Below are 25,962 nucleotides of genomic sequence, written 5' to 3'. Positions count from 1 at the left end.
CCCGGACCTATCGTCGTCCGTGCGCGGCAGTCTGTCAGCAAAGATTGTGGTGGGACTCGGTGAAGGATGGGCCGCGGGTCCCGTCGTGCCGGAGACGAGAAACCGCACCCAGTCCGTCGAGCGGACCGAGTGCGGACTCGGTGAGAGGCAGAGGCCGGTCAGGCCTTCTTGGTCTCCCAGAAGATCTCGGCGATCTCGTCGATCTTCGCGAGCAGCTTGTCGGCGACCTCGACGTCGTTGCTGGCCTTGGTGCCGCCAGCGCCGGCGAGCTTGGTGGCCTCGTTGAACAGCCCGTGCAGCTGCGGGTACTTCTCGAAGTGCGGGGGCTTGAAGTAGTCCGTCCACAGCACCCAGAGGTGGTGCTTCACGAGGTCCGAGCGCTGTTCCTTGATGATGATCGATCGCGTGCGGAAGTCGGGGTCGTCGTTGCCGGCGAGCTTCTCGGCGATCGCCTTGACCGACTGAGCCTCGATCCTCGCCTGCGCCGGGTCGTACACGCCGCACGGCAGGTCGCAGTGGGCGGAAACCTCGACAGTTGGTGCGAACAGACGCGACAGCATCCGTGATCCCTTCTTCCTGTCATCCCTGGCTGATCATGACGCTGTAATGGACACTACCCCTTACGAACGAAACCGAGCGGGGAGGGCGTCCAGTGCGCATGGGGATCGCGGTCGTACGAGGCCGCTCGATGCTGCCCACGCTACGGGACGGCGACCGACTGCTGGTCCGGTACGGCGTGCCGCCCAAGCTCGGCGACCTCGTGCTCGTCCGGCTGCCCGACCGGCCGCTCGCGATCAAGCGCCTCACCCATCGCGCCGAGGACGGCTGGTGGGTCGAACGGGACAACCCCGACGAGGGCGTCGACTCCTGGCAGGTCGGCGCCATCCCCGACGACGACCTCATCGGGGTCGTCGCGCGGCCCCTGCGTCTCGCCAGGCTCGTCGGGTCACTCGTCCGGGCGTGACCGCGGCTCCAGGACGCGTTGCAGGAACGTCCGCGTCCGGTCGTGCTGCGGTCGCGTCAGCACGTCGTCCGGCTTGCCGGCCTCGACGACCACGCCGGCGTCCATGAACACCACGAGGTCGGCGACCTCACGAGCGAAGCTCATCTCGTGCGTCACGACGACCATCGTCATGCCGTCAAGGGCGAGTTGACGCATGACATCGAGCACCTCGCCGACGAGCTCGGGGTCCAACGCGGACGTGGGCTCGTCGAACAGCATCAGCTTCGGCTCCATCGCCAACGCACGTGCGATCGCGACGCGTTGCTGTTGTCCGCCGGACAGCTGGGACGGGTACTTCGTACTGTGGTCGGCCAGCCCGACCCGGTCGAGCAGCTTGGCGGAACGTTCGCGTACGGCGCTGCGCGACTCCCGCTTCACGTGGATCGGCGCTTCCATCACGTTCTCCAGCGCCGTCATGTGCGGGAACAGGTTGAACTGCTGGAACACCATCCCGATCTCGCGTCGCTGTGCCGCGACCTCGCTCGTCCGCAGCTCGTGCAGCTTGTCGCCGCGCTGCCGGTAGCCGACGAGCTGTCCGTCGACCCAGAGCCGTCCGCCGTCGATCTTGTCCAGGTGGTTGATGCAGCGCAGGAACGTGGATTTCCCTGACCCAGAAGGCCCAACGATGCAACACACCTGCCGCGGCTGGATCTCCAGGTCGATGCCCTTGAGGACCTCGTTCCGGCCGAACCGCTTGTGCACGCCCTCCGCCCGCACCATCGCCATCGTCACGCCCCTCCCGCGCCGCCGCGAGCGAGCCGCAGCTTTGCACCCTCGGTCCGAGACCCTCGCGAGAACCGCTTCTCGATGAAGTACTGCACGACCATCAGGATGCTCGTCAACGCCAAGTACCACAGGCATCCCGCAATCAGCATCGGGAAAACCTGGAACGTTCGCGAGCCGATGCCCTGCAACTGGAACCACAGCTCGTACGCCGGCACGTACGCGACCAAAGCGGTGTCCTTCAACATCGCGATGGTCTCGTTGCCCGTCGGCGGGATGATCACCCGCATCGCCTGCGGCAGGATGATCCGGCGCAGCGTGAGCGCGCGGGACATCCCCAACGACTCCGCGGCATCGGTCTGTCCCGGGGCGATCGACTGCATGCCCGCACGCACGATCTCCGCCATGTACGCGGCCTCGGACAGCGCGAGGCCGAGCACCGCGGCGGTGAAGCCGGTGAGCACCGTACGTGCGTCGAAGCCGAACAACCGGCCGGAGAAGTCGATGTTGAACAGGTCGGCGATCAGGAAGTCGAACGGGAAGCCGAACTCGAACCGCGCGTACAGGATGCCGAGATTTCCGAACAGGACAAGGAGAACGACTCGTGGCACGGCCCGGAAGAACCAGACGTACGTCCACGCGACGCCGGACAGGATCGGGTTGTCCGACAGCCGCATGATCGCGATCCCGACGCCGAGCACGATGCCGATGATCATCGCGCCGACCGTTAGCAAGATCGTCGCTCGCGCACCCTCTAGCACCGGGCCGGCAAACGCGTTCTCCAGCATGAAGCCCCACTGGAACGCCTTGTTCGTCAGCACCATATGGACGAACATCAGCGCGAGGATCGCGATCACGCCGGCCGCGACCCATCGCCAGGGGTGCCGGACGGGAACGGCCCGGATCGCCTCCGGGCGCTCCCGTTCCGGCGCGGGAGCTGGTGCGGTCATGACGCCGAAGGGTTGATCTGCATCTGGTCGGCTGTCAAGGCGCCCTTGTCACTGCCCCACGTCTTCAGGGCCTCGGCGTAGCTGCCGTCCTCGACCGTTGCCTGGAAGGCCTTCTGGATCGCTTCGGCGAACTTCTGGTCGTCCTTCTTGACGACGACGCCGTAGGGCGCGTCACCGTACGGCTCGGCGAGCAGTTCGAGCTGGCCGCCGGTCTCCTGCACCGCGTACGCGGCGATCGGCAGGTCGGCGAGCATGCCGTCGTTCTTGCCCGTGACGATGGTCGCCGTGGCGTCCGCCTGGGACTGGAACTCTTCCTTCACGATCTTCGGCTTGCCCGCGTCCTCGCAGGCCTTCGAGCGTGCGTCGAGGTCGGTCACCTGCACGGTGTCGCGCTGCACGGCGATCCGCTTGCCGCACGCGTTCTCGATGTCGATGCCCGCCGGGTTGCCCTTCTTCGTCGCCCACTGGGTCGGCGAGTTGAAGTAGGAGATCATCAGCGACTGTTGCTTGCGCTCGTCGTTGATCGTGAACGAGGAGACGCCGGCCTCGTACTTGCCCGACTGCACGCCCGGAATGATGTCGCCGAACACGGCCGACACCCACTCGACCTCCAGGCCGAGCTTCGCGGCGGCGGCGTTGAACAGGTCGACATCCATGCCGATGACGGTCTTGCCGTCCTTGTCCATGAACTCGTTCGGCGCGTACGAGGCGTCGGTGCCGACCCGGATCTTCCCGTCGGCCTTGATCGCGTCGGGTACGAGCGCGGCGAGCTCGGTGTCGGCGGTGGGCTGTGCGGTGTTCCCGCCGCCCTGGCTGCCGCTGCCACCTTCGTCACCGCATGCAGTGGCAACAGCACCGAGCGCTACAATCGCAGTCGCGAGGGCCAACAGCCGGCGCGTGACCAGCGTTCTCATGTCGTCTCCCTGTAGGGCAGCTCAACTGTGAGCACCCCGGCCTGGTCCGGGGATCCCCGCATCCTGCCATCCCCGCTGGCGGTTGCACCGCCGACTGTGCCGTTCCTTACACACTCGCAACACCCCCGTTCGACGCGGTGTGTCACAATTGCCGTCTCGCGGGTGACCCCCGTACGGCGCCCTGCGGCCACCGCAACCTTCTGGCCGACCGTGGAACGCCACCCTTCTACCGCTTCTCTATCCCAAGGGTCACCGTTTCTCATGTCTGTCGAACCTCTCAGCATCCCGTCCTTCGACTCGTTGGCGCTCGACGACGCCGATCCGGTCTTCGCGTTCCATCGCGGCGGCAAGCTCGAGGTCGCCGCCGCCGTTCCGGTACGAGGCCGCGACGAGCTCTCCCTCGCGTACACACCGGGTGTCGCCCGCGTGTGTACGGCGATCGCGGAGCGCCCCGAGCTCGTGCACGACTACACCTGGAAGTCCAACACCGTCGCGGTCGTCACCGACGGCACGGCGGTTCTCGGTCTCGGCGACATCGGCCCGCAGGCCGCGCTGCCGGTGATGGAGGGCAAGGCGCTGCTGTTCAAGCGCTTCGGTGGTGTGGACGCGGTCCCGATCTGCCTGGACTGCAAGGACGTCGACGAGATCGTCGAGACGGTCGTACGGCTCGCACCCGCGTTCGGCGGCATCAACCTCGAGGACATCGCCGCGCCGCGCTGCTTCGAGGTCGAGCAGAGACTGCGCGATCGGCTGGATATCCCTGTATTCCATGACGATCAGCACGGAACCGCGATCGTCGTTCTGGCCGCGTTGCAGAACGCGCTCGACCTGACCGGACGCAAGTTCGCCTCGACCCGCGTCGTCGTGTCCGGTGCGGGAGCGGCTGGTGTCGCGGTGACGGCGATGCTGCTGGCGTCCGGCGTCACGGACCTCGTCGTGACCGACCGCGCTGGTGCGCTGCACGCCGGCCGTACGGAGCTGCCGCCTGTCAAGCGCCGGTTGGGACACACGACGAACCCCTTGGGGCGTTCCGGTTCGGTCGCCGACGTGCTCGCCGGAGCCGACGTGTTCATCGGGCTTTCGGGCGGAACGGTGCCGGAGGAGGCCGTCGCGTCGATGGCGGACGAGGCGATCGTGTTCGCGTTGGCCAACCCGACGCCCGAGGTGCACCCGCGGGTCGCCAACCGGCATGCGGCCGTCGTCGCGACCGGGCGGTCCGACTTCCCGAACCAGATCAACAACGTGCTGGCTTTCCCGGGCGTTTTCCGAGGCGCGCTGGACGTTCGGGCGCGTCAGGTGACCGAGGGCATGAAGCTCGCTGCCGCGCAGGCGTTGGCGAATCTGGTCGGGGACGAGCTGACGGCGGACCACATCATCCCGTCCCCGTTCGACGCCCAGGTGGTGCCGGTCGTCGCGGCGGCGGTCGCCAACGCGGCCCGCCGCGAGGGCGTCGCGGACCGCTAGGCCGGCGGAACGTTAGCGGGTTGCCCTCGACCGCCTTGTCCAGCAGCGGAACGAGCTTGTCCAGCACGTACGGAAGGCTCAACGGCGTCGTGAAGTAGATCGCGCCGGCCAGCTCGGCGTCGGTGAAGACCAGGTTGCCCTGCTTCACCGGCGTCAGCTGCCGGTACAGCGGCTGCTTCTCGAGTTCCTTACGTGCTTGGGAGCTGAGGCAGCCAGGGCACCTGGCTAGCTGAGGCTAGGCTCGCCTTAGAGGGGAGCGGGTGGCCGAGGTGCGACCTCTTCGGTGTGGCCAGCTATGGCACCGAGCAGCTCCCGTAGGCGTTGGACGCTCTCCTTGCCGTGCTCGCGGACCAGCCTGCGCTCGAACGTCCTGTGGAACGTGCGCGCGGCTTTGAGGGCGGCTTGTCCTCTTTCGGTGAGGGTGAGCTGCCTGGCGCGCTTGTCGGTGGGGTCGGGGCGCTGCTCGACGTACCCGCGGCGGCGCATGTCGTCGACGATCTGGCCGGCGCCCTGTTTGGTGATGCCGAGTCGTGTCGCCAGGGCGCTGACCGTGGACGGGCCTTCGGCGAGCTGGCGGAACACGTACCCGTCCGACCTGCCGAGATCGTCGAAGCCCTGCTCGTGGTGCCAGGCGTTCAGCTCGCGGACGAACTGCTGGTAGGCGAGCCCGATCAGGATGCCCAGATCCCGGTCTTGCGCGGGTGGTGTCATGTGTGCATGATAGTCAAGTCGACTTGGTCAAGTTGGCCTGACTATCTCGGGAGGGATTCGCAAGTATGACTGTTGTTCGAGAGGCTGATCGGCTCGCGTTCGAACTGCCGGGCATCCAGTTCAGCGTGTACGCGTCGCCTTCGCTGGGCTCGGCCGGGCTGTGCGCGTGGAAGCTCACAGTGGAAGGAAACTTCGCCTCGCCGGAGTCGCACGTCATCGACACCGACGAGCTGTTCATGGTGCTGTCCGGCTCGGTCAGTGTGACGCCGGACGGCGAGGTCCTGAAGGCCGGCGACGCGGCCATCGTCTCGGCGGGGGAGCCGATCTCGGTGGTCAACCACGGCGTCGAGCCAGCCCAGCTGCACGTGGCGATCCGGTCCGGCTTCACCGTCAAGGGCGAGGATGGCTCCACCATCCCCACCCCACCCTGGGCGGTCTAGCGCGGCCCCTATTGAATGAAGGGCACCTTCATTCAATAGGTTGGAATGAAGGTGCCCTTCATTCAAAGGCTGGAGGCCGGGACGTGTTCGCCGCGTATGTCGCACGGTTCGATGCCGGGGATCCGTTGGCCGTTCTCGAACTGGGGGAGCAGCCCGATCCCACGCCTGACGAGGGGTGGGCGACCGTCACGGTGAAGGCGACCGCGCTCAACCACCACGATGTCTGGTCGCTGCGCGGCGTCGGGTTGGCCGAGAAGCAGCTGCCGATGATCCTCGGCTGCGACGCCGCAGGGGTGGACGAGGACGGGAACGAGGTCGTCGTTCACGCCGTGATCTCCGACCCGGACTGGACCGGCGACGAGACGCTCGATCCGCGCCGGTCGCTGCTGTCGGAACGGTTCCAGGGCACGTTCGCCAAACGCGTCGTCGTCCCGCGCCGCAATCTCGTTCCCAAACCGGCCGGCCTGACCTTCGAACAGGCCGCCTGCCTTCCCACCTCCTGGCTGACCGCGTACCGGATGCTGTTCGTCCAGTCCGGTGTCCAGCCCGGCGGCACCGTTCTCGTCCAAGGCGCCGGCGGCGGCGTCTCGACCGCGCTGATCGCGCTCGGCCACGCCGCCGGCTACCGGATGTGGGTGACCAGTCGGAGCGAGTCCAAGCGCGAACGAGCCGTCGCCGAGCTCGGCGCCGCGGCCGCGTTCGAGCCCGGCGCCCGGCTGCCCGAACGCGTCGACGCCGTCATGGAGACCGTCGGCGAGGCGACCTGGTCGCACTCGCTCAAGGCTCTCCGCCCCGGTGGCACCGTCGTCATCTCCGGCGCGACGAGCGGCCTCACCGCGGCGACCGAGCTCAACCGCGTCTTCTTCCTCCAGCTCCGCGTCGTCGGGTCGACCATGGGAACGAAGACCGAACTCCGGTCCCTGTTGAGTTTCTGCGACCAAACGGGCCTCCGCCCGTTAGTCGACCGCACGCTCCCGCTCACCGAGGCCCGCGCCGGGTTCGAAGCGATGATCAGCGGCGACCTGTTCGGCAAGGTTGTCTTCACGCTCTAGATCTAGACGCCGCCGAGGTCGATGGACGGCTTGCGGCTGGCGGTGAGGTCGTCGTGGTACGCGACCCACCGCAGCAGCGCGGTCGTGGCGCCGGCGTTGCAGCCGGGCCAGTCCAGCGCGATCAGCGGCTCGCCGAATCGTTCGTCCAAGCCCCAGGTGGACAACGCACCGTACTGCCATTGCCCACGCACGATGGCGTTCGCGGCCGCGATCGCCTTGTCGAGGTACTCCGGCGACCCCGTCGCGTGATGGAGGGAACGCAACGAGAGCAGCCAGTTGCCGGTGTGCACCTCCATCGGATGCAGGCAGCGGTACTGCTCCAAGACCGCCGGCGTCGGGCACTTCGCGAAGACCGAGGACGTCTCCCGTTGCCACACGACGAACTGGTCCTCGATCAACGCGTTCAACGCGATCGCATGCTCCACCGGCGATTCGATCGACGACAGGCCGCTGAGGAGATAGCGCAAGGTCTCGTTGACATCCCAGTTCTCCAGGTTGGAGAACGGCTCCACGCCGGGGATGTCCTCGTACATGCCCTCCCAGCGCGACGTCGCCAACGGGTGCGACGCGATCCAGGCCTCGCCGGCGAGCCGATGCGACGTGAACGACGTGTCACCGCCCTGCTCCAGCAGGGCGAACAGCCGTACCGGAGTCACGGCCGCGGACGTGTAGTCGACCTCGACCGCACCCGTCACCGGATCGACGCGATGCGGCCACGAGCCATCCGAGCGTTGGTGTGCGGCGAGCACGCGTGCGATGTGCACCGCGTACGCGTGGAACCGCTCGTCGCCGGTGAACGCCGCCAGCCCCAGCATCGCTTCGGCCACTCGCGCGGCGCGGAACAGCGTGATCGACGGACCCTCGACTCCGCCGCCGAGCGAGCCGTTCTCGACCGTCGAGGGCGGTAGACCGCCGCAGGCCCACTCGGCCGGCAGCGAGTTGTCGAGCAGCCACTCGCCGAGCTGGATCGCCTGCTTCGTTGCCGATTCGGCGAGCGGGTCGTCCGGGTAGGCGGACGCGAACACCGTGAAGCAGGTCAGGAAGCTCGGCAGATGCAGCGCGGGATAGGCGAGCTGCGCGCGATCACCGGTCGCGGTGTCCTCGAAGCCGGAGTGCACGACGCGGGGGAGGCCTGCCTCGTATGGCCGTACCTCGTCGCGCGGCGGGGACAGCAGTTGCCGCATCGACGCACGGATCGCGGCCGCCCAGTCAAGCGGCTCTTGACGGCGTTCGTCCCAGCCAGGTACGCGCCAGAACCGCCGATGCGCCCTCACCGCGACGTCGTGCCCGGCTTCGTCGAGGCCGCGAACGAGGACGTCGACGAGTCCACGCGGCAACGACTTCCACGCGGTCGCGAGGTCCACGCTGGACTCGGCGACATCCTGCTGCCACACCAGCTCGTTCTCCGACGCGACGGCCACGCGATAGGTGTGCACCTGTGGCAGGTCGGTCCACCGCAGGACGGGCGCGGACACGAAGCGTGGACCCGCCGACGTCGGCCCCTCGAACAGGATCCGGCGATCGGTCCGGATGTACTGGTTCATCAGCTCCGCATGACCTTCCCCGGAACGCTGGAGAACTCCTCGACACCCGCCACGAACGGGAACCGCTCCTTCAGGGCATCGGTCAAGGTCACGCCGAGCCCGGGCTGGTCGGGTGCCAGCACGCGGCCGTCCTCGAGCCGCAGCGCATCACCCCAGACCTCGGTGTGCAGCGGCCCCGCCGCGGGCGGGAGCTCGACGATCACCGTGTTCTCGCAGGCGAACGCCGCATGCACGTTCTGCATCACCGCCGCGCCGGCGCCCCACGCGTGCGGGGCGACGGAGGGGAATCGGGATGCGACGGTCAGGAAGTCGTTGATCCCCAGCCACGCGGCGTCCGGCTGCGCGATCCCGAACGCGGCACGGTCGGCGAACGGTTCGAACTCCGCCGCGGTCGACAGCTGCTCCCCACCGGCCACCCGCACCGCAGCCGACGACGCGAGGTGCGCGTAGCCCGACAGGTCGTCGTACGGCAACGGTTCCTCGAAGAACAGCACGTCGTGCGGCGCGATCGCGGCCAACACTCGCTCGGCGACCGGTGCCGTCCACCGGTCGGAGCTCTCCCGGTGACCCATGTGCCCGTCGAGGAGGATGCCCACGTCCTGACCGACGTGCTTGCGCAGCGTGCGCACCTTCTCGGCCTCGAGCTCGACGACGTCGTCGGCCTTGACCTCCTCACGCGTGTCGCGATCGAGGTAGCCCGACGCGACCTTGAACGCCCGGAATCCCAATCCCAGATAGAAGTCCGCCTTCTCCAACAATGCCGACACCGGCCACGGCGACGGCCCGCCGGTCGCGTACGCCGGCAGCGACTCGTGCCGCGCTCCGCCGAGCAACGCGTGCGCCGGCACGCCCTCCCGCTTGCCGCGCAGGTCCCACAGCGCGCCCTCGATGCCGGCGAGGACAGCGGTGCCGACGCCGACCCGGCCCCAGTACGCGATGCACGTACGCATCCGTTTCACCAGCGTCGGAACGTCGAGCGTCTCGGCCGCGAGCAAGATCGGCTTGACGTACTCGACGACCAGCGGAACGGCCTCGGGGAAGAAGTAGCCGAGGTAGGTCTCGCCGACGCCGACCAATCCGCCTGCGTGGATCTCGACGAACGCGGCGGTCCGACGCTGCTTGAACGGGGTCAGCCACGGGTCGTTGGTGCACGGTCCGGTGAGCAGGACCGTTCGGACGTCGTCGATCATGCGATGCGTAGGTTGTCGATGAAGAACGTCAGGCCGTACGCCAGCGGCTCGCCGGTCGAGAAGTACACGCCAGCAAGGGTGTCTGACGCCTGCGCCCGGGTGGTCGTCGTGAACGACTGCCCGTTGATCTTGACCGTCGCCTCGGTGAGCGTCGCGTCGACCGAGATCTTCGCCCACGTGAAGAGGGCGATCTTCGCGTTCAGGTTGCCGAGCGACGACCACGTCGTGCCGTCGAACACCTCCAGCCGTTGCGCGGTGGGGGAGTCGGCGATCCGGAACAACCACGGCGTCGTTCCCGTGTCGTCGGCGTGGCCCTTCAGCCCGAAGACGAACGGCCCGCGGTGGTCCGAGACGCCCCAGTCGAACGACGTGGTCTGATGCTCGACGTCGGCAGTGAGCTTCGTCGCGGTCGCGTTGTAGTCGAACCACTTGTCCCACAAGCGCAACGCTGTGCGACTCTGGAAGCCACCCATCTCCGTCGTGCCTACCTGCGGCGGAACGTCGGTGGTCCATGCGTGCTGCGCCTCGGTGAATCCCCTGGGTACGTTGAAGATCGGGTCGTTCTCGAATGTCAAGACGTCGTTGGCGTAGACCTCGAGCTCGGTGACCGTGGTCGTCCTCCCGGCCGCTCCGGTGACCCTCACGTACTGTGCCTTCTGGGCCGGGAAGTCGGTGTAGTGGAGCGCGCGGTCGACCCGCTGCGAGGCGACGATCACCGGCGCCGACCAGGTCGTACCGTCCACCGACAACGCGACGGTCGCGTCGGTCGGGACGCCGCCGCCGAGCATGAGGCCGATCCTGGCGATCGAGTACGGCTGGTCCAGCTTCACCGTCATGGACGGGGCGCGGTCCGGCTTCCGCTCCTGCAGCACGGCCACCGCCGTGGAGGACGAGCTGCCGTCGAACGCGCCCTCGGGCCGCGTCTCGGGGAATCGCTTGTCCTCCTTGGCGAACTTGCCCGTCACCGTCGCGACGCCCGTCCGTACCGCCGTCGCGAGGTCGAGCTTGCCGGTGCCCGGCGTGACCGCGGAGACGTAGCGCGCGTACGAGCCGAACTGCTCGTTGAACGCGCCGCAGCCCCAGACGTGGCACTTGTCACCGAAGTAGATCGTGCGGTTGGCGCCGACGTTGACGATCGAGTTGTTGCCGCTCGCGCCGTCGAAGCGCCCGTTGCCCGTCGTGGACGGGGCGTTGGCGTACACGACCTGCGCGTCGTTCCACGTCCGGCCGAGCCCGTCGTAGCTGACCATGACGCGGTCGTCCGGCCTGCCGGTGGCGAGCAGCAGGACGCCGTTCGGCTGGAGGACGACATGCGGGTTGATTCCCACGACCTGCTTGCCATCCGGGCCGAGGAGCGGAGTTGCCTGCGTCCACGTCTTCGCGTCGTCGTGGGAGTAGCTGACCATCAGGCTGTTGGGCGCGGACTCAGTACGGAGGGCCGCGACCATGCCGCCGTCCGCGGTGTACGACCAGCCGACCTCGTTCACGCCGATCGCCGCGGTGATCCGCGAGCGCTGCGTCCAGGACTCGCCGCCGTCGGTCGACTGCATGATGTTGCTCGAACGGATGCGCTGGGACTGGTAGACGGTGTACATCGGAACGAGAATCGTCCCGTCCGCAAGGACGATCGGGTTGCGGTGGACGCGCAGGCCGCGGTCCGTGCCGCCGAACACCTCACCGGCCGGCGGGGTGAACAGGCCCTTGCGGAGCCGCCAGGTCTTGCCGCCGTCCTTGGAGTAGCGGGTGAGGATGTTGACCTTGGTCTTGGCGGCGTCGGCCCATTCCGGGATGAAGTCGACGGCGATCAGGCTGCCGTCGGGGAGCCGCGCCATGTTGAGGCCGGTGACCTCCTCGCCCTTCGTCGTGGTGGGGAACGACAGGCCGGAGTCCTCCGAGATCGACAGGTTGGACTGCGTGTTCGCGCTGGCGACGTCGGCGTTGGAGCCGGTCGCGACGAGGATCCGCTTCTTGGTCTGGCCGTCGACGACCGTGTCGTACCCGAACGCCATCGGGCCGGTGGCGATCGGGCCGGGACCCCAGTTCAGCACGTTCCAGTCCGACGCGAGGGCCATCGCCGGCGCGTTCGGATCCGCACCGGCGCCGTGCGGGAAGTCGGGGTGGGGTGGGTCCTCCTGCGCGGTCTGGCGCAGGTGCGTCGTGTCGGAGACGGCCGTTCCGGCGATCAGTACGACGGCGAGCGCGAAGCCGACGGCGCCGCTGTGCAGACGGGACGAGAGCGAAGCAGGCATGGGGTCCTCCGCGCCGAAGGCATGGATGGAATCGCTTTCCATATCTGCCCGGTGACCCTACGAGCGGGGCATGAAGGTGTCAACGGCGCTGTCCGTTGTTGACATGGAACGATGTTTCCTGTTCCTTCGAATCATCCCGTTCGACGGATTCGACGGAGGTGGCCGCATGTTCGGCGCCCTGGCTTCGTTGCTCGTCGTTGCTTCGCTCGTCGCTCCCAGCCCGCAAGCCGTCGTCGAGACCGTCGCCGTCGCGGGCAGTCCGTGTGGCGACTCGGCCCTTGGGGTGAACTGTCGGGGCTACTTCCCTGACCTCGTTGAGGATCCGACCACCGGCGACCTGCTGCTCGTCTATCGCTGGTCGAGCGAGCACGCGCAGCAGGAGAGCGAGATCCGGCTGAAGCGCAGCACGAACGGCGGCGTCTCCTGGTCGGCGCCGACGGTCGTCGCGAAGGCCGCGAACACCGACTACCGCGACCCGTCCATCGCGGCGATCAGGTCCGGAGCGCACACCGGCCGGCTGCTGCTGTCGTACTTCGTGGCGAACGCGACTACGGGAGCATCGTCGGCTTCGCGGGTGCGGTACAAGGATCCTTCGATGGCGTCGTTCAGCGGCGGCACTGTGGTGACCTCGTCGAACCTGGTGGCGCCGTACACGACGTCGAAGGTCGTGCCGTTGGCGAACGGGCAGGTGCTGATGCCGGTGTACGGGACGCCGGTCGGCGGCGGACCGCACCGGGCGGCGGTGATCGTGAGCGTGGACGGCGGCGTGACGTTCGACGGCGCTGCTGTCGGCCGGCAGAAGACGGTGGCGTCGAGTGCGACGCTGCCGTTCCAGGAGCCGGCGATCGAGGAGTTGCAGCCGGGGCACGTGCAGATGCTGATCCGTACGACGGGGGTCGGCTACCAGTCGGACTCGTACGACAACACGTACATGTCGACGTGGACGGCTCCGTTCAGCCGGCCTGAACGGATCCACGCGCCCGAGCTCGTGCTGATTCCGGGGACGAACCTGTATCCGGTGCTGTGGAGTGAGCCGAACGCGGCGAACACGCTGCGCCCTGTCAAGATCAAGTTGCGGCGCTTCGACGTGCTGTGGGAGAACACGCCGACGCGTACGTTGTACACGCCCTCGTCGGGGTGGGACGCGGGGTACTCGAGCACCGTGCCGTTGAGCTCTACGCAGCTGATCACCGCGGTATATGACGAGTCCCGCCGCGCGGTGTTGACGCTGCGGTACGGGACCGCGGACGTCGACTGACGCTCGCTTTGCCTAGCTGGCCGTGGGCGTGGGGAGGCCGGGGAGGATGTTCCCGCACTTGTCCTTGCCGTACTCGACGACGCGGTCGGAGGCGGCCTTGTACTCGGGCGTCTCCACGGGCGGCTTGGTCACGCCCTTCTTCAGGCCGGCGACCCAGTCGTTCGTGTAGTCCCGCACCAGCTCGAAGTCGCCGCGCACCTCGCTCGGCGCGTGCTCGGCCAGGTTGTCGGCCGCCTGCTGCATCGCGTCTCGAGCCTTCGCGATGTCGGGATCGTTCTGCATGTTCCCGAACGCGGCGACGCCGACGGCCATGCCGGACAGGACGTACAGCTTGAAGTTCGAGCAGAAGTCGCCTGGGTCGGCCTGCGCGGCGACCGGCTTCTGGTCGCCGTTCTCGCTCGCTGTGCCGGTGCCGCTGCCGCAGCCAGTGACTAGGGCGGCGACCGCGAGTAGGGCGATGAGGTAGCGCTTCATGGTGCTCAACGTACGAACCGGGGCAGCCGGACGAATCGGGGAAAACCCTCGCGATCAAGCCTGGCTGTCGATGACGTGCCGGAGATAGCGGTGCGGATCGCTGAGGTAGCTCTTCCAGTGGTCGACGAGCAGAAGGTCGTCCCAGCTGGCGCGGCGGATGCCCCAGTCGCCGACCTCGAGGATGGTGGCGCCGGGGAGGGCGGTGACGAGTGGCGAGTGGGTGGCGCAGATGACCTGGCCGCCGTTCTTGGCGAGGTCGTCGAGGACGCCGACGAGGGCGAGGCAGGAAGAGAACGAGAGCGCGGACTCCGGCTCGTCGAGGCAGTAGAACCCGGGGGAGTCGAACCGGCGGCGAAGGATCTCGATGAACGACTCGCCGTGGCTGAGCTCGTGATAGTCAGCGTCCGATCGACCGGGGTTCTGCTCGAGGTAGCTGTAGAAGCCGTGCATGGTCTCGGCGCGGAGGAAGAACCCCCAGCGCGGGGCGCCGGCGGAGCGAATCAGGTGCAGCTTGTCGTGCAGCGGCGACTCGGTGGCGCGACTGGAGTGCTGCGCGTAGACGCTGCCACCCTCGGGGGAGAGGCCGTACGCCATCGCGATGCCCTCGAGCAAGGTGGACTTGCCACTGCCGTTCTCACCAACGAGGAACGTGACGCCAGGCTCGAGGTCGAGCCCGGCATCGAGCAACTGCGCAACCGGCGGAAGCGTGAACGGCCACGACCCCCGATCGACAGCGGCCTCGGCATGCCGCTGCACTCGGCGCACGACCCGCTTGTCGAGAACCCCCATGCCGGCGAGGCTACCCGCCGCCACCGACACCCTCCTGCCACGCGGACCATGCGGTGGCATACACGCCACCGGCTGCGACCAGCTCCGCATGGGTTCCGGTCTCGGTGATGCGGCCGTGCTCCAGGACGATGATCCGGTCGCAGGCGGCGGCCTGCGACAGCCGGTGGGCGATCACCAGTCCGGTACGGCGAGTCAGGGCGGCTTCGGACGCAAGGTCGAGCAGCCCGGAGTGGGTGGAACCGGCTTCGGCGGTCGCCTCGTCGAGGATCGCCAGCTCCGGGTCGGCGAGCAGCAGGCGAGCGAGGGCGAGCTGCTGTGCCTGTACGTCGGTCAGGGGATGCCCACCCACACCTACGAGGGTGTCCAGAGCCAGGTCGAGGATCGCGGTGGCGCCGACGGCACCGAGCGCGGCGTGCAGGTCGTGGTCGCTGGCGTCGGGGACGGCGAGGGTGAGGTTGTCACGCAGGGTTCCGGCGAACACGTGGATCTCCTGGGTGACGACCGCGGTGCTGTCGGGGCGGGCCACCGTGCCGGCGGAGGGCGGGTGGATGCCGGCGATCACAGCCGCAAGCGTCGACTTGCCCGCGCCGGAGGCGCCGACGACGGCGACGCGATGACCGGAGGGGATGTCGAGGGTGATGTCGTCGAGCACGAGCGGACCGTCGTCGTACCGGAACGCGACCTCCTGGAGCCGGACGGCGGCGCCCGCGTCGGCCGCCTGACGGGTTTCATCCGCCGCAAAGGTCGGGATGGTGACCACACCGATCATGCGACTCAGCGAGGCGAGAGCGGACTGCAGGGTGTCGATGACGAACATCAGCTGGTTCACCGGCCCGAGCAGGCGCAGAACGAGCAGCATGGCGGTCGTGGCGCCGCCCACGGTGGACGCCCCGTTGTCGATGAGGACGAACCCGACGACGAGGACGGCCGCCAGGCTCAGGCATTCGGCGACGTTCAGGCGTCCGTTGAGCATGCTCTGCATGGCGCGGGCTCGCAGCGACTGCACCGCGACAGCCCACGAAGCAGTCAGCACGGTGCGGTGCCGCTGCTCACCGAGCCCGAAGCCGAGCACGGTGGCGAAGCCTCGTTGAGATTCGACGAGCTGCTGGGCACGCGCGCTCATCGCCGTACGTTCGGCGCGATACACCGCCGGCCCGGCGCGCAGATACCAGCGCAGCGCGAGGACGTAGACGGGCAGTACGACGGCGAACGCAACGGCGTAGGGCCACTCCAAAGCCGCGAGACCACCCAGCGACACGACGATGGTGAACGCGGTGACGGTGAGCACCGGGATCACCGCGGGGGCGGCATCGGCCACCGCGGTGACGTCGTCGCTGGAGCGTGAGATCAGGTCCCCGGTGCCGGCGGCCTCGACGAGCTGCTGGGGGAGCGCCAGGCCACGTTCGACGAGCCGTTCGCGCAGGTTGGCGAGAACGCTGTGGTAGACGCGGGTGGCGAGGACGATCGTCACCGCGGTGCCGGCGGCCCCGAGGATCGCCGAGACCATCATGATCGCCGTGAGCGTCAGCACGGTGCCGAGGTCGGCCGTGCCGGCCTGCACCCGGTCGACGAGCCAGCCGATCGCCGCCGGGACGACCAGGCCGACGGCGGTGCTAGCGATCCCCACCACGCCGACGGCGACAAGCTGGCGCCGATGCCCGCGGCTGAGCCGCCACACCTCCCGGGCCGTCTCCCGGCCGGTCGCGACGGGCAGCGCACCGGTCATGGGCTGACGATCCGGTCGCACGCGGCCAGCAGTGCTGGGGAGGAGGCGATCAGCAGCGTCGTACGTCCCGCACGGGTGTCACGGAGCCGTCCGGCGATCGCCTGCTCGGTGACGGAGTCGACCGCTGTGGTCGGATCGTGCAGTACGAGCACCGGCGCGTCGGTCGCGAGGGCTCGTGCGAGCGCGACTCGTTGGCGCTGGCCACCGGAGAGGCGGCTGCCGCCCTCGCCGACCGGGGCGTCGAGATCGGCGGCGAAGTCGTCACAGGCGGCGGCTCGCAGCGCGGCGTCCAGTCGCTCCCTCGTAGGGACCGTCGTGGGCGTGAGGACGTTGTCGCGGATCGTGCCGGTGAACAACGTCGCCCGGTGCGGGGCGAAGGTGACGCGAGAGCGGTACTCCGTCGGGGTCAGCTCCCGCACCGGGAGTCCGTCGAGACACACGTCGACGTCGTTGCTCGCGTACGGGTTCAGCAGCGCGTTGGCGATGCGGGTGGCAGTCCGATCGTCGGTGTGCACTCCGACGAGCTCCCCAGGTTCCAGGTGGATCGTCAACACGGGCGCGGGTCCAGCCGGTCCAGGCGCGGAGACGTGATCGTCCCGGAGCACGTCGAGGAGGCGGGCGGAGGAGGCACGGGCGTTCGCGAGGTTGGGAATGGAGGCGCTCGCGATCGACTGCAGCTGCGGCAGCAGCGCCTGGGTGAGGCCGACAGCGGCAATCAGCCCACCGACGCTCAGCTGCCCGCTCACCGCGAACCAGCCCGCCAAACCGGTGACCCCGGCGACGAACCCGCCGTTGACCACGCCGGAGCCCACGAGGAACCGCCCGAGCAGCCCGGCGTTGCGTCGGGCACCGACGAGTGCTTCCCGGCTGGCCTGCCGGTAGCGCCTGGACGCCTCGGCCTCGGCACGTACGCCCTTGATCACCCGGTAGCCAGCGACCAGATCGGTCGCCCGCCCGACGGTGGCGGCGAGGAGGCCCTGGTACGCGCGGGTGTCCCGGGAGAGTCGTCCGCTGAGCACGCCCATCAACCACACCGCCACGGGCGCCCCCACCAGGACCAGGACTCCGAGCAACCAGTGCGTCACCAGCAGCGAGGCCGCGATGAACCCGATCGCGGCGATCCTCGCGACGGGCAGGACCACGAGCAACCCGGCATTCGCCAGGCGGGCTACGTCGTTCGTCATGACCGAGACCACCTCGCCACCCGGTGCCCGCGCCGCGCCGCCGTCCCGATGCAGCACTCTGGTCGAGAGGGTGGCCCGCAGTCGGTGCTGCAACAACTGGATCGCATAGGCGTTGAGCCGGTTCGTGAACCTGGCCGCCGCCGTCAGCGCGACATACAAGCCCACCAGCACGCCGAGCCACAGCACCAACTGACCGGCGTCCCCGGTCGCCAGCGCCTGGTCGATCGCCAGCCCCATCACCACCGGGACGGCCGACTCGCCGACCTGCCACATGATCGCCAACAGCATCGCCGGGATCGTGACCTGTGGCAGCGAGAGGATCACCCGCGCCACGAACCGGCCGGGACTCATCCCCGCCCCGACCTCGAACGGCCGGAGATCGGGAGGTTCGTCGCGAGCCTGTCCGAGCACCGGCAGCCACCGGGTCAGCGGCCCCCGGCCCAACCCGGCAGGGTCGGACCGGGTCACGATCGCTCCGCCTCGAGTGGGAAGCACCATTGCAGGGCATCGGCGAAGAGTCCTCGCCACCACGCGTAGTCGTGTCCGCCGGCGAACTCCCTGTAGACGGTGTCGTAGCCATTCTGCGTGAGCACCTGGTCCAGCCAGCGGCTGTGGGTGTTCGAGCTCTCCAGCTCGCCGACATCGTGGAAGATGCGGACCGGTGCCGATTCCGCGGCCGAGTAGTCGGCGATCAGCGTCGGCATGGGGGTACGACGCAGCAGTTCACCTGCCCCGGTGCCCCACTTGAGGTCAGGGTGGTACCCGCACGAAGGGGACTGGATGATGGCGTTCCCGAACGTTGTCGGGTGATGGAGGACGGTCCATCCGGCACACAGTCCGCCGAAGCTCTCGCCGGCCAGCGCCACGTCGCCGGGGTCCTGCGAGAGCGAGTACCGATCGTGGAGCCAGGGCAGCAGCTCGTCGACCAACATCCGCGAGAACGCCGCATCGCAGAGCAGCTCTTTGTAGCGCTGCGATCCGAGCTGATCGACGAGAACCACCACACAGGGCCGGATCAGTCCCGCCTGGACAAGGGCATCACGAACGCTCGGCGCGCTGTGGTCCGGCGTGCCGTCCAAGTGGATCACGAAGGGCAGGGCGCTCTCGTCCGAGTGCTCTCCAGGCGGCATCGAGACCCAGATGCGGCGCTCGTTTCCCAGCAGCCCGCTCGCCAGCACGCCAGACTCCATGGCCGGAGCCGGCCGTGCTTCGGCCTGATCGAGCCAGGGCAACGGCATCGCATCGGGCAGGACTGCCACCGAGGCCCCGGAGAACCTCTCGACCGAGCACTCGGAGAACCTCGGTGGCGGGTTGAACGGGTCCGGAACCTGTTCGCCCTCGCCCGTCGGCCCAGATCGTGTGAACACGTACGAGAAGCGCAGATCGGAACGCATCCGCAGCGTGAGAACACGAAACGGCGTCCCCGGCACCGAAGCGAACTCCGTGGCGATCTTGTTGAAGCCGATGATGGGGCCAATGACCACCGAGAGGGTGACCGTCGTGTCGTCCCCGGGCTCGTCGACGAACGTCACCTCCACCTCGTCCGCGAGGACCCGCCCGACGAGCGGAGCACCCATCTCCTCGAGGTGCCGTCTGAACCTCTCCGGACTCCACTCACCGGTCGACAGCTTCTCGACGAACGGATTGGTCATTTCTCGCGGCGCTTTCAGAGCCGTCTCCTCGCTTCTCTGAACAGCAGCCAGCCGAGATAGCCGCCGCCGAGCACCACGGTGATGGTCCCGACCGGCAGCGGAGTGGGGGCGGCGTGCTGGGCGATGTAGTCCGCCACGACACACAACAAGGCACCCACGCAGGCGGCGGGCGCAAGCGTGATGCCGCCGGTGCGGGCGAGCCGGCGGGCGATCTGCGGCGCGACCAGTGAGATGAACGCGATCGGCCCCGATGCGGCGGTGACCGTCGCCGTCAACGCCACGCCCACGATGATCACGCCCAGCCGGACCGCCGTGACCCGTACCCCCTGCGAGGCGGCCGCGTCGTCGCCCAGCTCGAGCTGCCGCATCGGCCGGCTCAACATGCCCGCCAGCACCAGAAGGACAGCGATGACAGCGCCGCCGATCACCACCCGATCCCAGGACACCCCGTTGAGCGACCCGGCACCCCACGCGGCCGCGGACATCGCCACGTCCAGGTCAGCTTTGAGGATCAGCCACGTGTTCAGTGACCCCAGCATCGCCGAGACACCGATGCCCACGACGATCAACCTGAATCCCCGCGCACCCCGCCGATAGGCGAGCACGTACACCGCGACGGCGGTTGCCATCCCGCCCAGCAGCGCTCCGCCGACCAGTTCCAGGTAGCTGCCGTTGATGACGAGGATCACGATCAACGCACCGGTGTAGGAGCCCTGGGAGAACCCGATGATGCCGGGGTCAGCGAGCGGGTTGCGCAACAGCGACTGGAACATCGCCCCGCTCACCCCCAACGCGGCACCGAACACCAGCGCCGCGGCTACGCGGGGCAGCCGCCAGGTGAGCACGATGTCGTGGACCAGCCCGCTCTCCCCGCCGGTCAGGGCGGAGACGACCTGAGCGACGCTGAGCTGGTACGAGCCGGTCATCAGCGCGAGCACCGACACGCCGACGACCGCGAGCGCGAGCACCGCGCAGACGATGACCGAGCGCCGGTCGAACCGCATCGCGACCCGCTTGCGCCGCAGCGTCAGCACCCGCCGCCCGAAGTCCACCCGGCCCTTCTCCCGCTGCATGCTCACAGCCCGCTCGCCTTCGTGCGGCGGACGAGGGCGATCAGCAGTGGGGCGCCGACGAAGGCGGTGACGATGCCCACAGGAATCTCGCTGGGTCTCATCACGATCCGGCCGAGGATGTCGGAGGCCAGCAGCAGGCTTGGGGCGAGCAGCACGCTGTAGGCGAAGATCCAGCGCTGGTGCGGGCCGACGATCCAGCGAGCCACATGGGGCACCATCAGCCCGACGAAACCGATCGGGCCGGCGATCGCGGTCGCGCCACCGGCGAGCAGGGTGAGCGCGACGATCGCGAGGACGCGGGTACGTACGAGCCGCACACCTTGGGCGGCGGCCAGCTCGTCGCCGAGGGCCATGGCGTTGAGCGGACCTGACACCGCGAACGCCAAGACGAGTGCCACCACGAAGAACGGCACGATCGGCCACAGCAGGTCGAGTGGGCGGCCCACGACCGAACCAGCGTTCCAGGACCGCATCGCGTCGAACGCCTCCGGGTTGGTCAGCTCGAGCGCCGAACCGGCACCCCCGAGCACCGCGCCGACACAGACCCCGGCAAGCACCATGACCACCGGCGACTGCCCCTGCCGCGTCGACCCGAGGGCGAGCACCATCAGCGTGACGATCAGCGCCCCCGCGAAGGCGAACCACAGGTAGCCACCGATATCGCGGACTCCGAGCACCCCCACGGCGACCGTCACCGCGAACGACGCACCCGCGTTGACGCCGAGGATGCCCGGATCGGCCAGGGGATTGCGGGTGAGCGCCTGGATCAACGCACCGGCGAGCCCGAGCGCGACGCCTACGACCAGACCGACGATCGTGCGCGGCAGCCGGTAGTCACGGATCGCGAACTGATCGATGTCGGCCGCTGGATGGAACACCACATCCCAGATCACCGACGGCGCGATCGAAGTCGACCCGATCATCACGCTCAGCACCAGCAAGACCAGCAGGACCGCAAGCGCGACGACCAGGCCGATCACGCGACGACGCGGTCCGGGCACCTTCACGGTGCCCGGACCGTCCTGCCGCAGGGTGAGGGTTGTCACTGCTTGGCGGAGAGAGTCGCCAGGGCGCTGTCGAGCGAGTCCAGGTATCGGATGACGGATCCGTAGGAGTTGTTGCCGGGGCAGAAGACTCCCAGTGCGTGACCGGAGTTCACCGCGGGCAGCGCCTTCCAGGTGTTGGTCTCGACCACCGGCACGAAGGGCTTCGTCGGCTGGCCCTCGACGTCGACGGGGTAGGTGATGACGTCGTACTTCTTCAGCTCGCCGATCTGCTCGAAGGGCATGGCCGTCCAGGCCAAGGGGTCGGCGCCGCCGGCCGCCTCAGGGAGGTCGAGGCCGACTTCGTCCCTGGCGATCTCGGAGCAACCGATGTCGGCGATGGCGAACGTTCCGGGATCGGACGACTCCCAGCGGATGACGTCGACGAACGACGTGCCGGCGATGATCTTGCCGTACGTCTCCTTGATCTGGGCTACCTGCTTCTCGAACTCCGCCTTCTGCTTGCTCAGCGCGTCCGTCACGTTGCCGGCCTGCGCGAGTGCGTCGGCAAGGGCCTTCCACTCGGTGTCGAGTCCGAAGAACACCGTCGGCGCGATCGTTTCCAGCTGCTTCGCGATCCCCTCGAACTCGGCATCGGGCACCTGAACCATGATGAGATCCGGCTTCAGGGCGGCGAGCTTCTCCATGTCGACCTCGTCGGCGCTGGCCGCGAGAATCGTCGCTGACCCATAGGTCGCCTGCTGGTCCTCGGGCAACAGCCCGACGTCGGAGTCCGACTCCGCCGTGACGGCGACCGGCTTCCCGCCGAGGTCGATGAACGGCAGTGTCGTGTTGCCGATCGTGGCGACCCGCTGCGGGGCAGCGGGGACCTCGATCGTGCCGTTGTCGGCCTTGACGCTGCGCGTCGCGTTGGCCGGGTTGCTCGCCGTGTTGCTTGCCGTGGCACTGGGCTCGTTGTTGGCGTTGCCGCAGGCGGTGAGGACGAGCGCGGCGGTCGAGAGCACGGCGGCCAGGACGGCGGCGCGGCGTCTCAGGGGAGTCATGGTCATGCGTGTGCTCTTTCAGTGGGTATCGGCGGGTACGAGTTCGTAGACCGGGATGCCCCAGCCGACGGTGTGCGTCGCGCGGCGAACCAGTCCGGCTCGCGTGATGACGGCGTTCAGCTCCGCTTCGGTGCGGAGGCCGGAGCCGTGGACGGTCAGGGCGAGCAGGTCGGCTTCGCCGTCGTGCTCGTCGAGGTCGTTGGTGTCGAAGATCTCCTCGACGAGCAGCACCCGGCCGCCGGGGGCGAGATTCTCCGCCGCCCGACGCAAGGCGTGGGCGGCATCGGCGTCAGGCAGCGCCTTGAACGCGCGGCCGATGAACACGACGTTCGCTACCGGACTGGGCTCGAAGACGGACTGCTCCACCACGCTGACCCGCGCGCGTTGCTGCTCGTCGGGGATGGTGGCGGGCAGGTCGCGGCGCAGCCAGTCGGCCTGGGCGGGCAGCGCGCAGATCGTGATCCGCAGGTCGGGATGGGCGGCGACGAACTCGCGGGCCTGGGCGCCCGCGCCGCCGGAGTGGATCACCAGCTGCTGGACGCCGGTGAGCAAGTCGGACTTGGCGATCGGCTCGGCCAGCGCGGGCTGGAACTTCGCCAGGCGTTCCAGGTAGCGGTCCTCGTAGTCCTGTTCGGCTCGTACGTCCGCGAAGGTCTGCCCCGTGACCGAGGCGTAGGAGGGCCGGCCGGTGCGGAGCGACTCGGTGAGCCCGTAGATACCGAGCAGCTCGCGACCCGCCACGCCGGTGGGCTGGAGAGCGCCTGCGACGAACTCGTTGGTCAGGACCTCGCCCACTGGCGTCAGGCCGTAGTGGTCCGGTTCGGTCTCGGTCACGATGCCCACGGCGTGCAGGTAGCGCAGCAGCTTGCCCAGCGCCCGCTCGTCGGCATCCGCCTTGATGGCCAGGTCCGCTACGCGCGTGACGCCGCGGGAGATCAGCTCGGGAACGCCCAGCTCGACGGCAGCGCGAATCGCGATCGGCCGGATCAGCTCGGTCAGCTCATGGAGCTTCTCGTACGGGGTGACCGTCTTCTCCGGGTCCGGCACCGCCCCGTCTTCTTCCAGGACGACGACCTCGCCGCGCCGCCAGTACCCGGAGAACTCGATGTCCTCCTTCGGCACTCCTCGGTCCTCGGTCAGGTGGCGGCGCAGATCCCGTACCGCCGTGTGCTCCCCGGCGATCCACGCGAACGGACGGCCGTCCCACCAGGCGCCGCCCCTGACCGCGTCCCGGAGGAGCGTGGTCGTCCCCGCCTCGGCGCCGTCGCGTACCAGCCAGGTCACCTCGACGTGCGGCAGCTCCCGCAGCTCCAGTCGGTGCGAGCTCTCAGCGATCTCGACGTACACCTGCGCCCGTGCGTGGTCAGGAAGCTCTTCGAACAGGCGGGCGATCGCGGGGATCGCGGTGTCGTCGCCAGCGACCAGGAGCCAGTCCGCGTCGTGCGGGAGCGCGCGAGACGCGCTCGGGCCGTAGAAATGGATGCGGTCGCCGGCCTGGGCTCGATACGCCCAGGTGGTGCCCACGCCGATGCCGTGCTTGACGAAGTCGACGTCCAGTTCCTGGGCCTCGGGGTCCCAGCGACGTACCGTGTAGACCTTCGACAGCGGCCGCGGATCTCTCGGCAGATCGACGCCCCGCTCCTGTTGTACCGGCAACACCGGCTCGGCGTGGCCGGGGTAGCAGAACACCAGCCGGATGTCGTCGTCGAACCCAGGCGACTCGAACGCCGGCTGCGGGAAGCCGTTCGCCGAGGTGAACTCCCTCAGCTGCTCGCCGCCGAGCGTTACTCGTCGCATCCCGGACGTCAGGTCCACCACCCGTACGACCTCGACCTCCCGCAGGGTCACTGGGTGCACGGTGAGCCGGCGCGAGGTCTTCGGCATACCGAGGAGCCCTTCGGATCGGTTCGAGGGTGACAGGACCGCGCGTCGCCATCGACAACAGGGCCGTGGCTAAGGTTAGGCAAACCTGACCCTGTTGGTGTGTGCGCAGACTGCCATATGGTGAGGAGGTGGCGTTGCCGAACGACCCGCCGCCGATTCCGGGAGCGCGTGCCGACTCGACCGGGCATCCCCGCCGCCCGCTGCTGATCTGGGTCCGTACCGGCACCGCGCACGTGCACATCGACGACGCCGTGTCGTTCCACCTCACCGCCGGGGAAGGCGTGTGGATCCCCGAGGACGGCTGGAACCACCGCGCGATCGTCACCGAACCGGGCACCGTCGCGTTCCCCCTGTGGACCCATCCCGGTGCCGGGTCGTTGTCGGAACCGACCCGGTTCGAGGTTCCCGACGGCTGGCGGGATTGGCTGATCCAGAACTTCAACCTGCAGGTCACCCCGCTAAGTGGTCGTGGCTACTCCCAGGACGCGATCACCGGCCTCCTGCACCGTCCCGGCTCACGCCCGGCGTTGCTCGATCCGCCTGCGATGCCTCGAGCCCACGGGGCGAGAGCGGTGGCGGAGGAACTGCTCCGTGACCCGGCGCTCGACTTCACCGTCTCGGAATGGGCGGTGCGGGTGCTCTCCAGCTCGCGCACGTTGCGCCGCGACTTCCTTGCCGACACCGGGCTCACGTTCGAGCGGTGGCGGCTGCACTGTCGACTGACCGCGGCCGTCGAGCTCCTGGCGACGGGCTATGACGTCGACCAGGTGGCCGCACGAGTGGGCTTCGCCAGCCGTAACGGCTTCACCCGTGCGTTCAAGCAGCAGTTCGGGTCGAGCCCCAGCGACCTGAGGCGACGCGCCACCGCGGAACGTCCGACCGACGATCTCGTACGGATGGTGCGGGGGTCCGCGGTCGCACCCGAGCTGCTGCCCGCGGCCCGCACACCCCCGCACGCCAACGACATGCATGTGCTCAGCTGGATGTACCGCGGCAGCGGGTACCTCGACATCGGCGATCGCCGCTACGAGCGGCACCGCGGCATCGCGACCTGGATTCCGGCCGACGTGGAGCACGCCACCGGCATCCGGGAGAACTCCATCTCACTGCCACTCGGAGACGCCAGCAGCGCTGACCTCTCGCTGACCGAGCCGCTGCAGGTGCGGTTCTCTCCTGCCTGGGACGACTACCTGATGCACTGCTCCCTCAGCGCCCGCTCGATCCTGCGCCCAGATGACTACGATCCCCGCCACATCCTCGAGCTGTTCACCGAGCAGGTCGCCGCAAGGCGTGCCCTCTCGGTGCCGATGCCCACCGATCCGCGCGCGCGTGCCGTAGCGGCGGACTACCTGCGCCGCATGGGGGTGTCCGGTGAGTCGGCCGACATCTCCGTCTCCGTGCACCGATCCTTCCGCGAGGAGACCGGCATGACCTTCGCCCGTTGGCGCTACGCAGCTCGGATGCGCATCGCCCGCGACCTCCTCGTCGGCGGCGCCAAGCCCAGCGCCGTCGCCCGCCGCATCGGCTACGCCCACCTGCCAACGTTCAGCGCCGCGTTCACCCGGTTCCACGGCCTCTCACCGCGCGAGTACCAGGAACGCGAGACCGGACCAGCTTGACCGCAACGAAGGCCAG

23 protein-coding genes are annotated in these 25,962 nt (G+C 68.7%); 6 read left to right on the top strand and 17 right to left on the bottom strand.

What is annotated here, in order from left to right; translation table 11 throughout:
- Positions 1 to 158: 158 nt before the first annotated feature.
- Complete coding sequence (gene sodN, locus JOD67_RS35975; RefSeq protein ID WP_205122128.1) at positions 159 to 560, bottom strand: superoxide dismutase, Ni; 402 nt, start codon at positions 558 to 560, stop codon at positions 159 to 161.
- A gap of 98 nt (positions 561 to 658) precedes the next feature.
- On the opposite strand from sodN, the gene JOD67_RS35970 reads away from it, so the two are divergent.
- Complete coding sequence (locus tag JOD67_RS35970) at positions 659 to 964, top strand: S24 family peptidase (RefSeq protein WP_205123306.1); 306 nt, start codon at positions 659 to 661, stop codon at positions 962 to 964.
- On the opposite strand, the gene JOD67_RS35965 is transcribed toward JOD67_RS35970, so the two are convergent.
- From JOD67_RS35965 to JOD67_RS35955, 3 genes are read right to left on the bottom strand one after another with little or no spacing between them, the layout of a single operon-like run.
- On the bottom strand, positions 947 to 1,723 hold the full coding sequence (locus JOD67_RS35965) for an amino acid ABC transporter ATP-binding protein (RefSeq protein WP_205123305.1): 777 nt from the start codon (positions 1,721 to 1,723) through the stop codon (positions 947 to 949). The genes JOD67_RS35970 and JOD67_RS35965 overlap by 18 nt on opposite strands.
- 8 nt (positions 1,724 to 1,731) lie before the next feature.
- Complete coding sequence (locus JOD67_RS35960) at positions 1,732 to 2,676, bottom strand: amino acid ABC transporter permease (protein ID WP_205122127.1); 945 nt, start codon at positions 2,674 to 2,676, stop codon at positions 1,732 to 1,734.
- On the bottom strand, positions 2,673 to 3,590 hold the full coding sequence (locus tag JOD67_RS35955; protein WP_205122126.1) for an ABC transporter substrate-binding protein: 918 nt from the start codon (positions 3,588 to 3,590) through the stop codon (positions 2,673 to 2,675). Before JOD67_RS35955 ends, JOD67_RS35960 begins: the two co-directional genes overlap by 4 nt.
- A gap of 261 nt (positions 3,591 to 3,851) precedes the next feature.
- Here JOD67_RS35955 and JOD67_RS35950 point away from each other — a divergent pair, with 261 nt between their 5' ends.
- Entirely contained in the window at positions 3,852 to 5,054 is a 1,203-nt protein-coding gene (locus JOD67_RS35950) for an NAD(P)-dependent malic enzyme (RefSeq protein ID WP_205122125.1), read from the top strand.
- A 246-nt stretch (positions 5,055 to 5,300) separates the two neighbouring features.
- Here JOD67_RS35950 and JOD67_RS35945 read toward each other — a convergent pair whose 3' ends face one another.
- On the bottom strand, positions 5,301 to 5,765 hold the full coding sequence (locus tag JOD67_RS35945; protein WP_205122124.1) for a MarR family winged helix-turn-helix transcriptional regulator: 465 nt from the start codon (positions 5,763 to 5,765) through the stop codon (positions 5,301 to 5,303).
- Between the two features lie 65 nt (positions 5,766 to 5,830).
- Between JOD67_RS35945 and JOD67_RS35940 the strand changes: the two genes are divergently transcribed.
- Together JOD67_RS35940 and JOD67_RS35935 are read left to right on the top strand one after the other, a co-directional pair.
- Positions 5,831 to 6,205: a cupin domain-containing protein gene (locus JOD67_RS35940; protein WP_205122123.1), complete on the top strand. Its 375-nt coding sequence runs from the start codon at positions 5,831 to 5,833 to the stop codon at positions 6,203 to 6,205.
- 83 nt (positions 6,206 to 6,288) lie between these two features.
- A complete protein-coding gene (locus tag JOD67_RS35935) occupies positions 6,289 to 7,257 on the top strand; it encodes a zinc-binding dehydrogenase (RefSeq protein ID WP_205122122.1) in 969 nt (322 codons plus the stop codon).
- A gap of 2 nt (positions 7,258 to 7,259) precedes the next feature.
- On the opposite strand, the gene JOD67_RS35930 is transcribed toward JOD67_RS35935, so the two are convergent.
- Genes JOD67_RS35930 through JOD67_RS35920 form a run of 3 tightly spaced genes read right to left on the bottom strand, consistent with a single transcriptional unit; the run spans position 7,260 to position 12,240 of the window.
- Positions 7,260 to 8,801 (bottom strand): hypothetical protein, encoded by a 1,542-nt coding sequence (locus tag JOD67_RS35930; protein ID WP_205122121.1) that lies wholly within the window; start codon positions 8,799 to 8,801, stop codon positions 7,260 to 7,262.
- Positions 8,801 to 9,991: a mandelate racemase/muconate lactonizing enzyme family protein gene (locus JOD67_RS35925; protein WP_205122120.1), complete on the bottom strand. Its 1,191-nt coding sequence runs from the start codon at positions 9,989 to 9,991 to the stop codon at positions 8,801 to 8,803. Before JOD67_RS35925 ends, JOD67_RS35930 begins: the two co-directional genes overlap by 1 nt.
- On the bottom strand, positions 9,988 to 12,240 hold the full coding sequence (locus JOD67_RS35920) for a sialidase family protein (protein WP_205122119.1): 2,253 nt from the start codon (positions 12,238 to 12,240) through the stop codon (positions 9,988 to 9,990). The genes JOD67_RS35925 and JOD67_RS35920 overlap by 4 nt, the downstream gene beginning before the upstream one ends.
- Positions 12,241 to 12,310: 70 nt before the next feature.
- Between JOD67_RS35920 and JOD67_RS35915 the strand changes: the two genes are divergently transcribed.
- Positions 12,311 to 13,498, top strand: coding sequence for a sialidase family protein (locus JOD67_RS35915; RefSeq protein WP_205122118.1), 1,188 nt, complete (start codon positions 12,311 to 12,313; stop codon positions 13,496 to 13,498).
- A 12-nt stretch (positions 13,499 to 13,510) separates the two neighbouring features.
- On the opposite strand, the gene JOD67_RS35910 is transcribed toward JOD67_RS35915, so the two are convergent.
- The 9 genes from JOD67_RS35910 to JOD67_RS35870 are packed head-to-tail and all read right to left on the bottom strand — an operon-like array spanning position 13,511 to position 24,327.
- Positions 13,511 to 13,972: a hypothetical protein gene (locus JOD67_RS35910; protein WP_205122117.1), complete on the bottom strand. Its 462-nt coding sequence runs from the start codon at positions 13,970 to 13,972 to the stop codon at positions 13,511 to 13,513.
- Positions 13,973 to 14,026: 54 nt separating this feature from the next.
- Positions 14,027 to 14,761 carry an AAA family ATPase gene (locus JOD67_RS35905; protein ID WP_205122116.1) on the bottom strand — a complete coding sequence of 245 codons (735 nt, stop codon included), beginning with the start codon at positions 14,759 to 14,761 and terminating at the stop codon, positions 14,027 to 14,029.
- 10 nt (positions 14,762 to 14,771) lie between these two features.
- Positions 14,772 to 16,487: an ABC transporter ATP-binding protein gene (locus JOD67_RS35900; RefSeq protein WP_205122115.1), complete on the bottom strand. Its 1,716-nt coding sequence runs from the start codon at positions 16,485 to 16,487 to the stop codon at positions 14,772 to 14,774.
- A complete protein-coding gene (locus tag JOD67_RS35895) occupies positions 16,484 to 18,139 on the bottom strand; it encodes an ABC transporter transmembrane domain-containing protein (protein ID WP_205122114.1) in 1,656 nt (551 codons plus the stop codon). Before JOD67_RS35895 ends, JOD67_RS35900 begins: the two co-directional genes overlap by 4 nt.
- Positions 18,136 to 19,323 carry an alpha/beta hydrolase gene (locus JOD67_RS35890; RefSeq protein WP_205122113.1) on the bottom strand — a complete coding sequence of 396 codons (1,188 nt, stop codon included), beginning with the start codon at positions 19,321 to 19,323 and terminating at the stop codon, positions 18,136 to 18,138. Before JOD67_RS35890 ends, JOD67_RS35895 begins: the two co-directional genes overlap by 4 nt.
- Before the next feature lie 14 nt (positions 19,324 to 19,337).
- The gene (locus JOD67_RS35885) at positions 19,338 to 20,396 is read right to left on the bottom strand and encodes a FecCD family ABC transporter permease (RefSeq protein WP_205123304.1); all 1,059 of its coding nucleotides are present in this window, start codon (positions 20,394 to 20,396) and stop codon (positions 19,338 to 19,340) included.
- Positions 20,397 to 20,398: 2 nt separating this feature from the next.
- Positions 20,399 to 21,442 (bottom strand): FecCD family ABC transporter permease, encoded by a 1,044-nt coding sequence (locus JOD67_RS35880; protein WP_307782672.1) that lies wholly within the window; start codon positions 21,440 to 21,442, stop codon positions 20,399 to 20,401.
- Entirely contained in the window at positions 21,439 to 22,449 is a 1,011-nt protein-coding gene (locus tag JOD67_RS35875) for an ABC transporter substrate-binding protein (RefSeq protein ID WP_205122112.1), read from the bottom strand. The genes JOD67_RS35880 and JOD67_RS35875 overlap by 4 nt, the downstream gene beginning before the upstream one ends.
- A 12-nt stretch (positions 22,450 to 22,461) precedes the next feature.
- On the bottom strand, positions 22,462 to 24,327 hold the full coding sequence (locus JOD67_RS35870) for a siderophore-interacting protein (protein WP_205122111.1): 1,866 nt from the start codon (positions 24,325 to 24,327) through the stop codon (positions 22,462 to 22,464).
- Between the two features lie 128 nt (positions 24,328 to 24,455).
- On the opposite strand from JOD67_RS35870, the gene JOD67_RS35865 reads away from it, so the two are divergent.
- Positions 24,456 to 25,946, top strand: coding sequence for an AraC family transcriptional regulator (locus JOD67_RS35865; protein ID WP_205122110.1), 1,491 nt, complete (start codon positions 24,456 to 24,458; stop codon positions 25,944 to 25,946).
- Positions 25,947 to 25,962 lie beyond the last annotated feature (16 nt).

The sequence above is a fragment of the Tenggerimyces flavus genome, assembly GCF_016907715.1.
GTDB classification, from domain to species: Bacteria; Actinomycetota; Actinomycetes; order Propionibacteriales; family Actinopolymorphaceae; genus Tenggerimyces; species Tenggerimyces flavus.
The sequence above is the reverse complement of the archived record's forward strand: the minus strand, read 5'-3'. Positions and strand labels throughout refer to the sequence as shown.

What these genes read in the sequence shown, in the direction of transcription:
- sodN (WP_205122128.1), bottom strand. Translation starts at nt 560, where the DNA reads ATGCTGTCGCGTCTGTTCGCACCAACTGTCGAGGTTTCCGCCCACTGC.
- JOD67_RS35970 (WP_205123306.1), top strand. Translation starts at nt 659, where the DNA reads ATGGGGATCGCGGTCGTACGAGGCCGCTCGATGCTGCCCACGCTACGG.
- JOD67_RS35965 (WP_205123305.1), bottom strand. Translation starts at nt 1,723, where the DNA reads ATGGTGCGGGCGGAGGGCGTGCACAAGCGGTTCGGCCGGAACGAGGTC.
- JOD67_RS35960 (WP_205122127.1), bottom strand. Translation starts at nt 2,676, where the DNA reads ATGACCGCACCAGCTCCCGCGCCGGAACGGGAGCGCCCGGAGGCGATC.
- JOD67_RS35955 (WP_205122126.1), bottom strand. Translation starts at nt 3,590, where the DNA reads ATGAGAACGCTGGTCACGCGCCGGCTGTTGGCCCTCGCGACTGCGATT.
- JOD67_RS35950 (WP_205122125.1), top strand. Translation starts at nt 3,852, where the DNA reads ATGTCTGTCGAACCTCTCAGCATCCCGTCCTTCGACTCGTTGGCGCTC.
- JOD67_RS35945 (WP_205122124.1), bottom strand. Translation starts at nt 5,765, where the DNA reads ATGACACCACCCGCGCAAGACCGGGATCTGGGCATCCTGATCGGGCTC.
- JOD67_RS35940 (WP_205122123.1), top strand. Translation starts at nt 5,831, where the DNA reads ATGACTGTTGTTCGAGAGGCTGATCGGCTCGCGTTCGAACTGCCGGGC.
- JOD67_RS35930 (WP_205122121.1), bottom strand. Translation starts at nt 8,801, where the DNA reads ATGAACCAGTACATCCGGACCGATCGCCGGATCCTGTTCGAGGGGCCG.
- JOD67_RS35925 (WP_205122120.1), bottom strand. Translation starts at nt 9,991, where the DNA reads ATGATCGACGACGTCCGAACGGTCCTGCTCACCGGACCGTGCACCAAC.
- JOD67_RS35920 (WP_205122119.1), bottom strand. Translation starts at nt 12,240, where the DNA reads ATGCCTGCTTCGCTCTCGTCCCGTCTGCACAGCGGCGCCGTCGGCTTC.
- JOD67_RS35915 (WP_205122118.1), top strand. Translation starts at nt 12,311, where the DNA reads ATGAAGGTGTCAACGGCGCTGTCCGTTGTTGACATGGAACGATGTTTC.
- JOD67_RS35910 (WP_205122117.1), bottom strand. Translation starts at nt 13,972, where the DNA reads ATGAAGCGCTACCTCATCGCCCTACTCGCGGTCGCCGCCCTAGTCACT.
- JOD67_RS35905 (WP_205122116.1), bottom strand. Translation starts at nt 14,761, where the DNA reads ATGGGGGTTCTCGACAAGCGGGTCGTGCGCCGAGTGCAGCGGCATGCC.
- JOD67_RS35900 (WP_205122115.1), bottom strand. Translation starts at nt 16,487, where the DNA reads ATGACCGGTGCGCTGCCCGTCGCGACCGGCCGGGAGACGGCCCGGGAG.
- JOD67_RS35890 (WP_205122113.1), bottom strand. Translation starts at nt 19,323, where the DNA reads ATGACCAATCCGTTCGTCGAGAAGCTGTCGACCGGTGAGTGGAGTCCG.
- JOD67_RS35885 (WP_205123304.1), bottom strand. Translation starts at nt 20,396, where the DNA reads ATGCAGCGGGAGAAGGGCCGGGTGGACTTCGGGCGGCGGGTGCTGACG.
- JOD67_RS35875 (WP_205122112.1), bottom strand. Translation starts at nt 22,449, where the DNA reads ATGACCATGACTCCCCTGAGACGCCGCGCCGCCGTCCTGGCCGCCGTG.
- JOD67_RS35870 (WP_205122111.1), bottom strand. Translation starts at nt 24,327, where the DNA reads ATGCCGAAGACCTCGCGCCGGCTCACCGTGCACCCAGTGACCCTGCGG.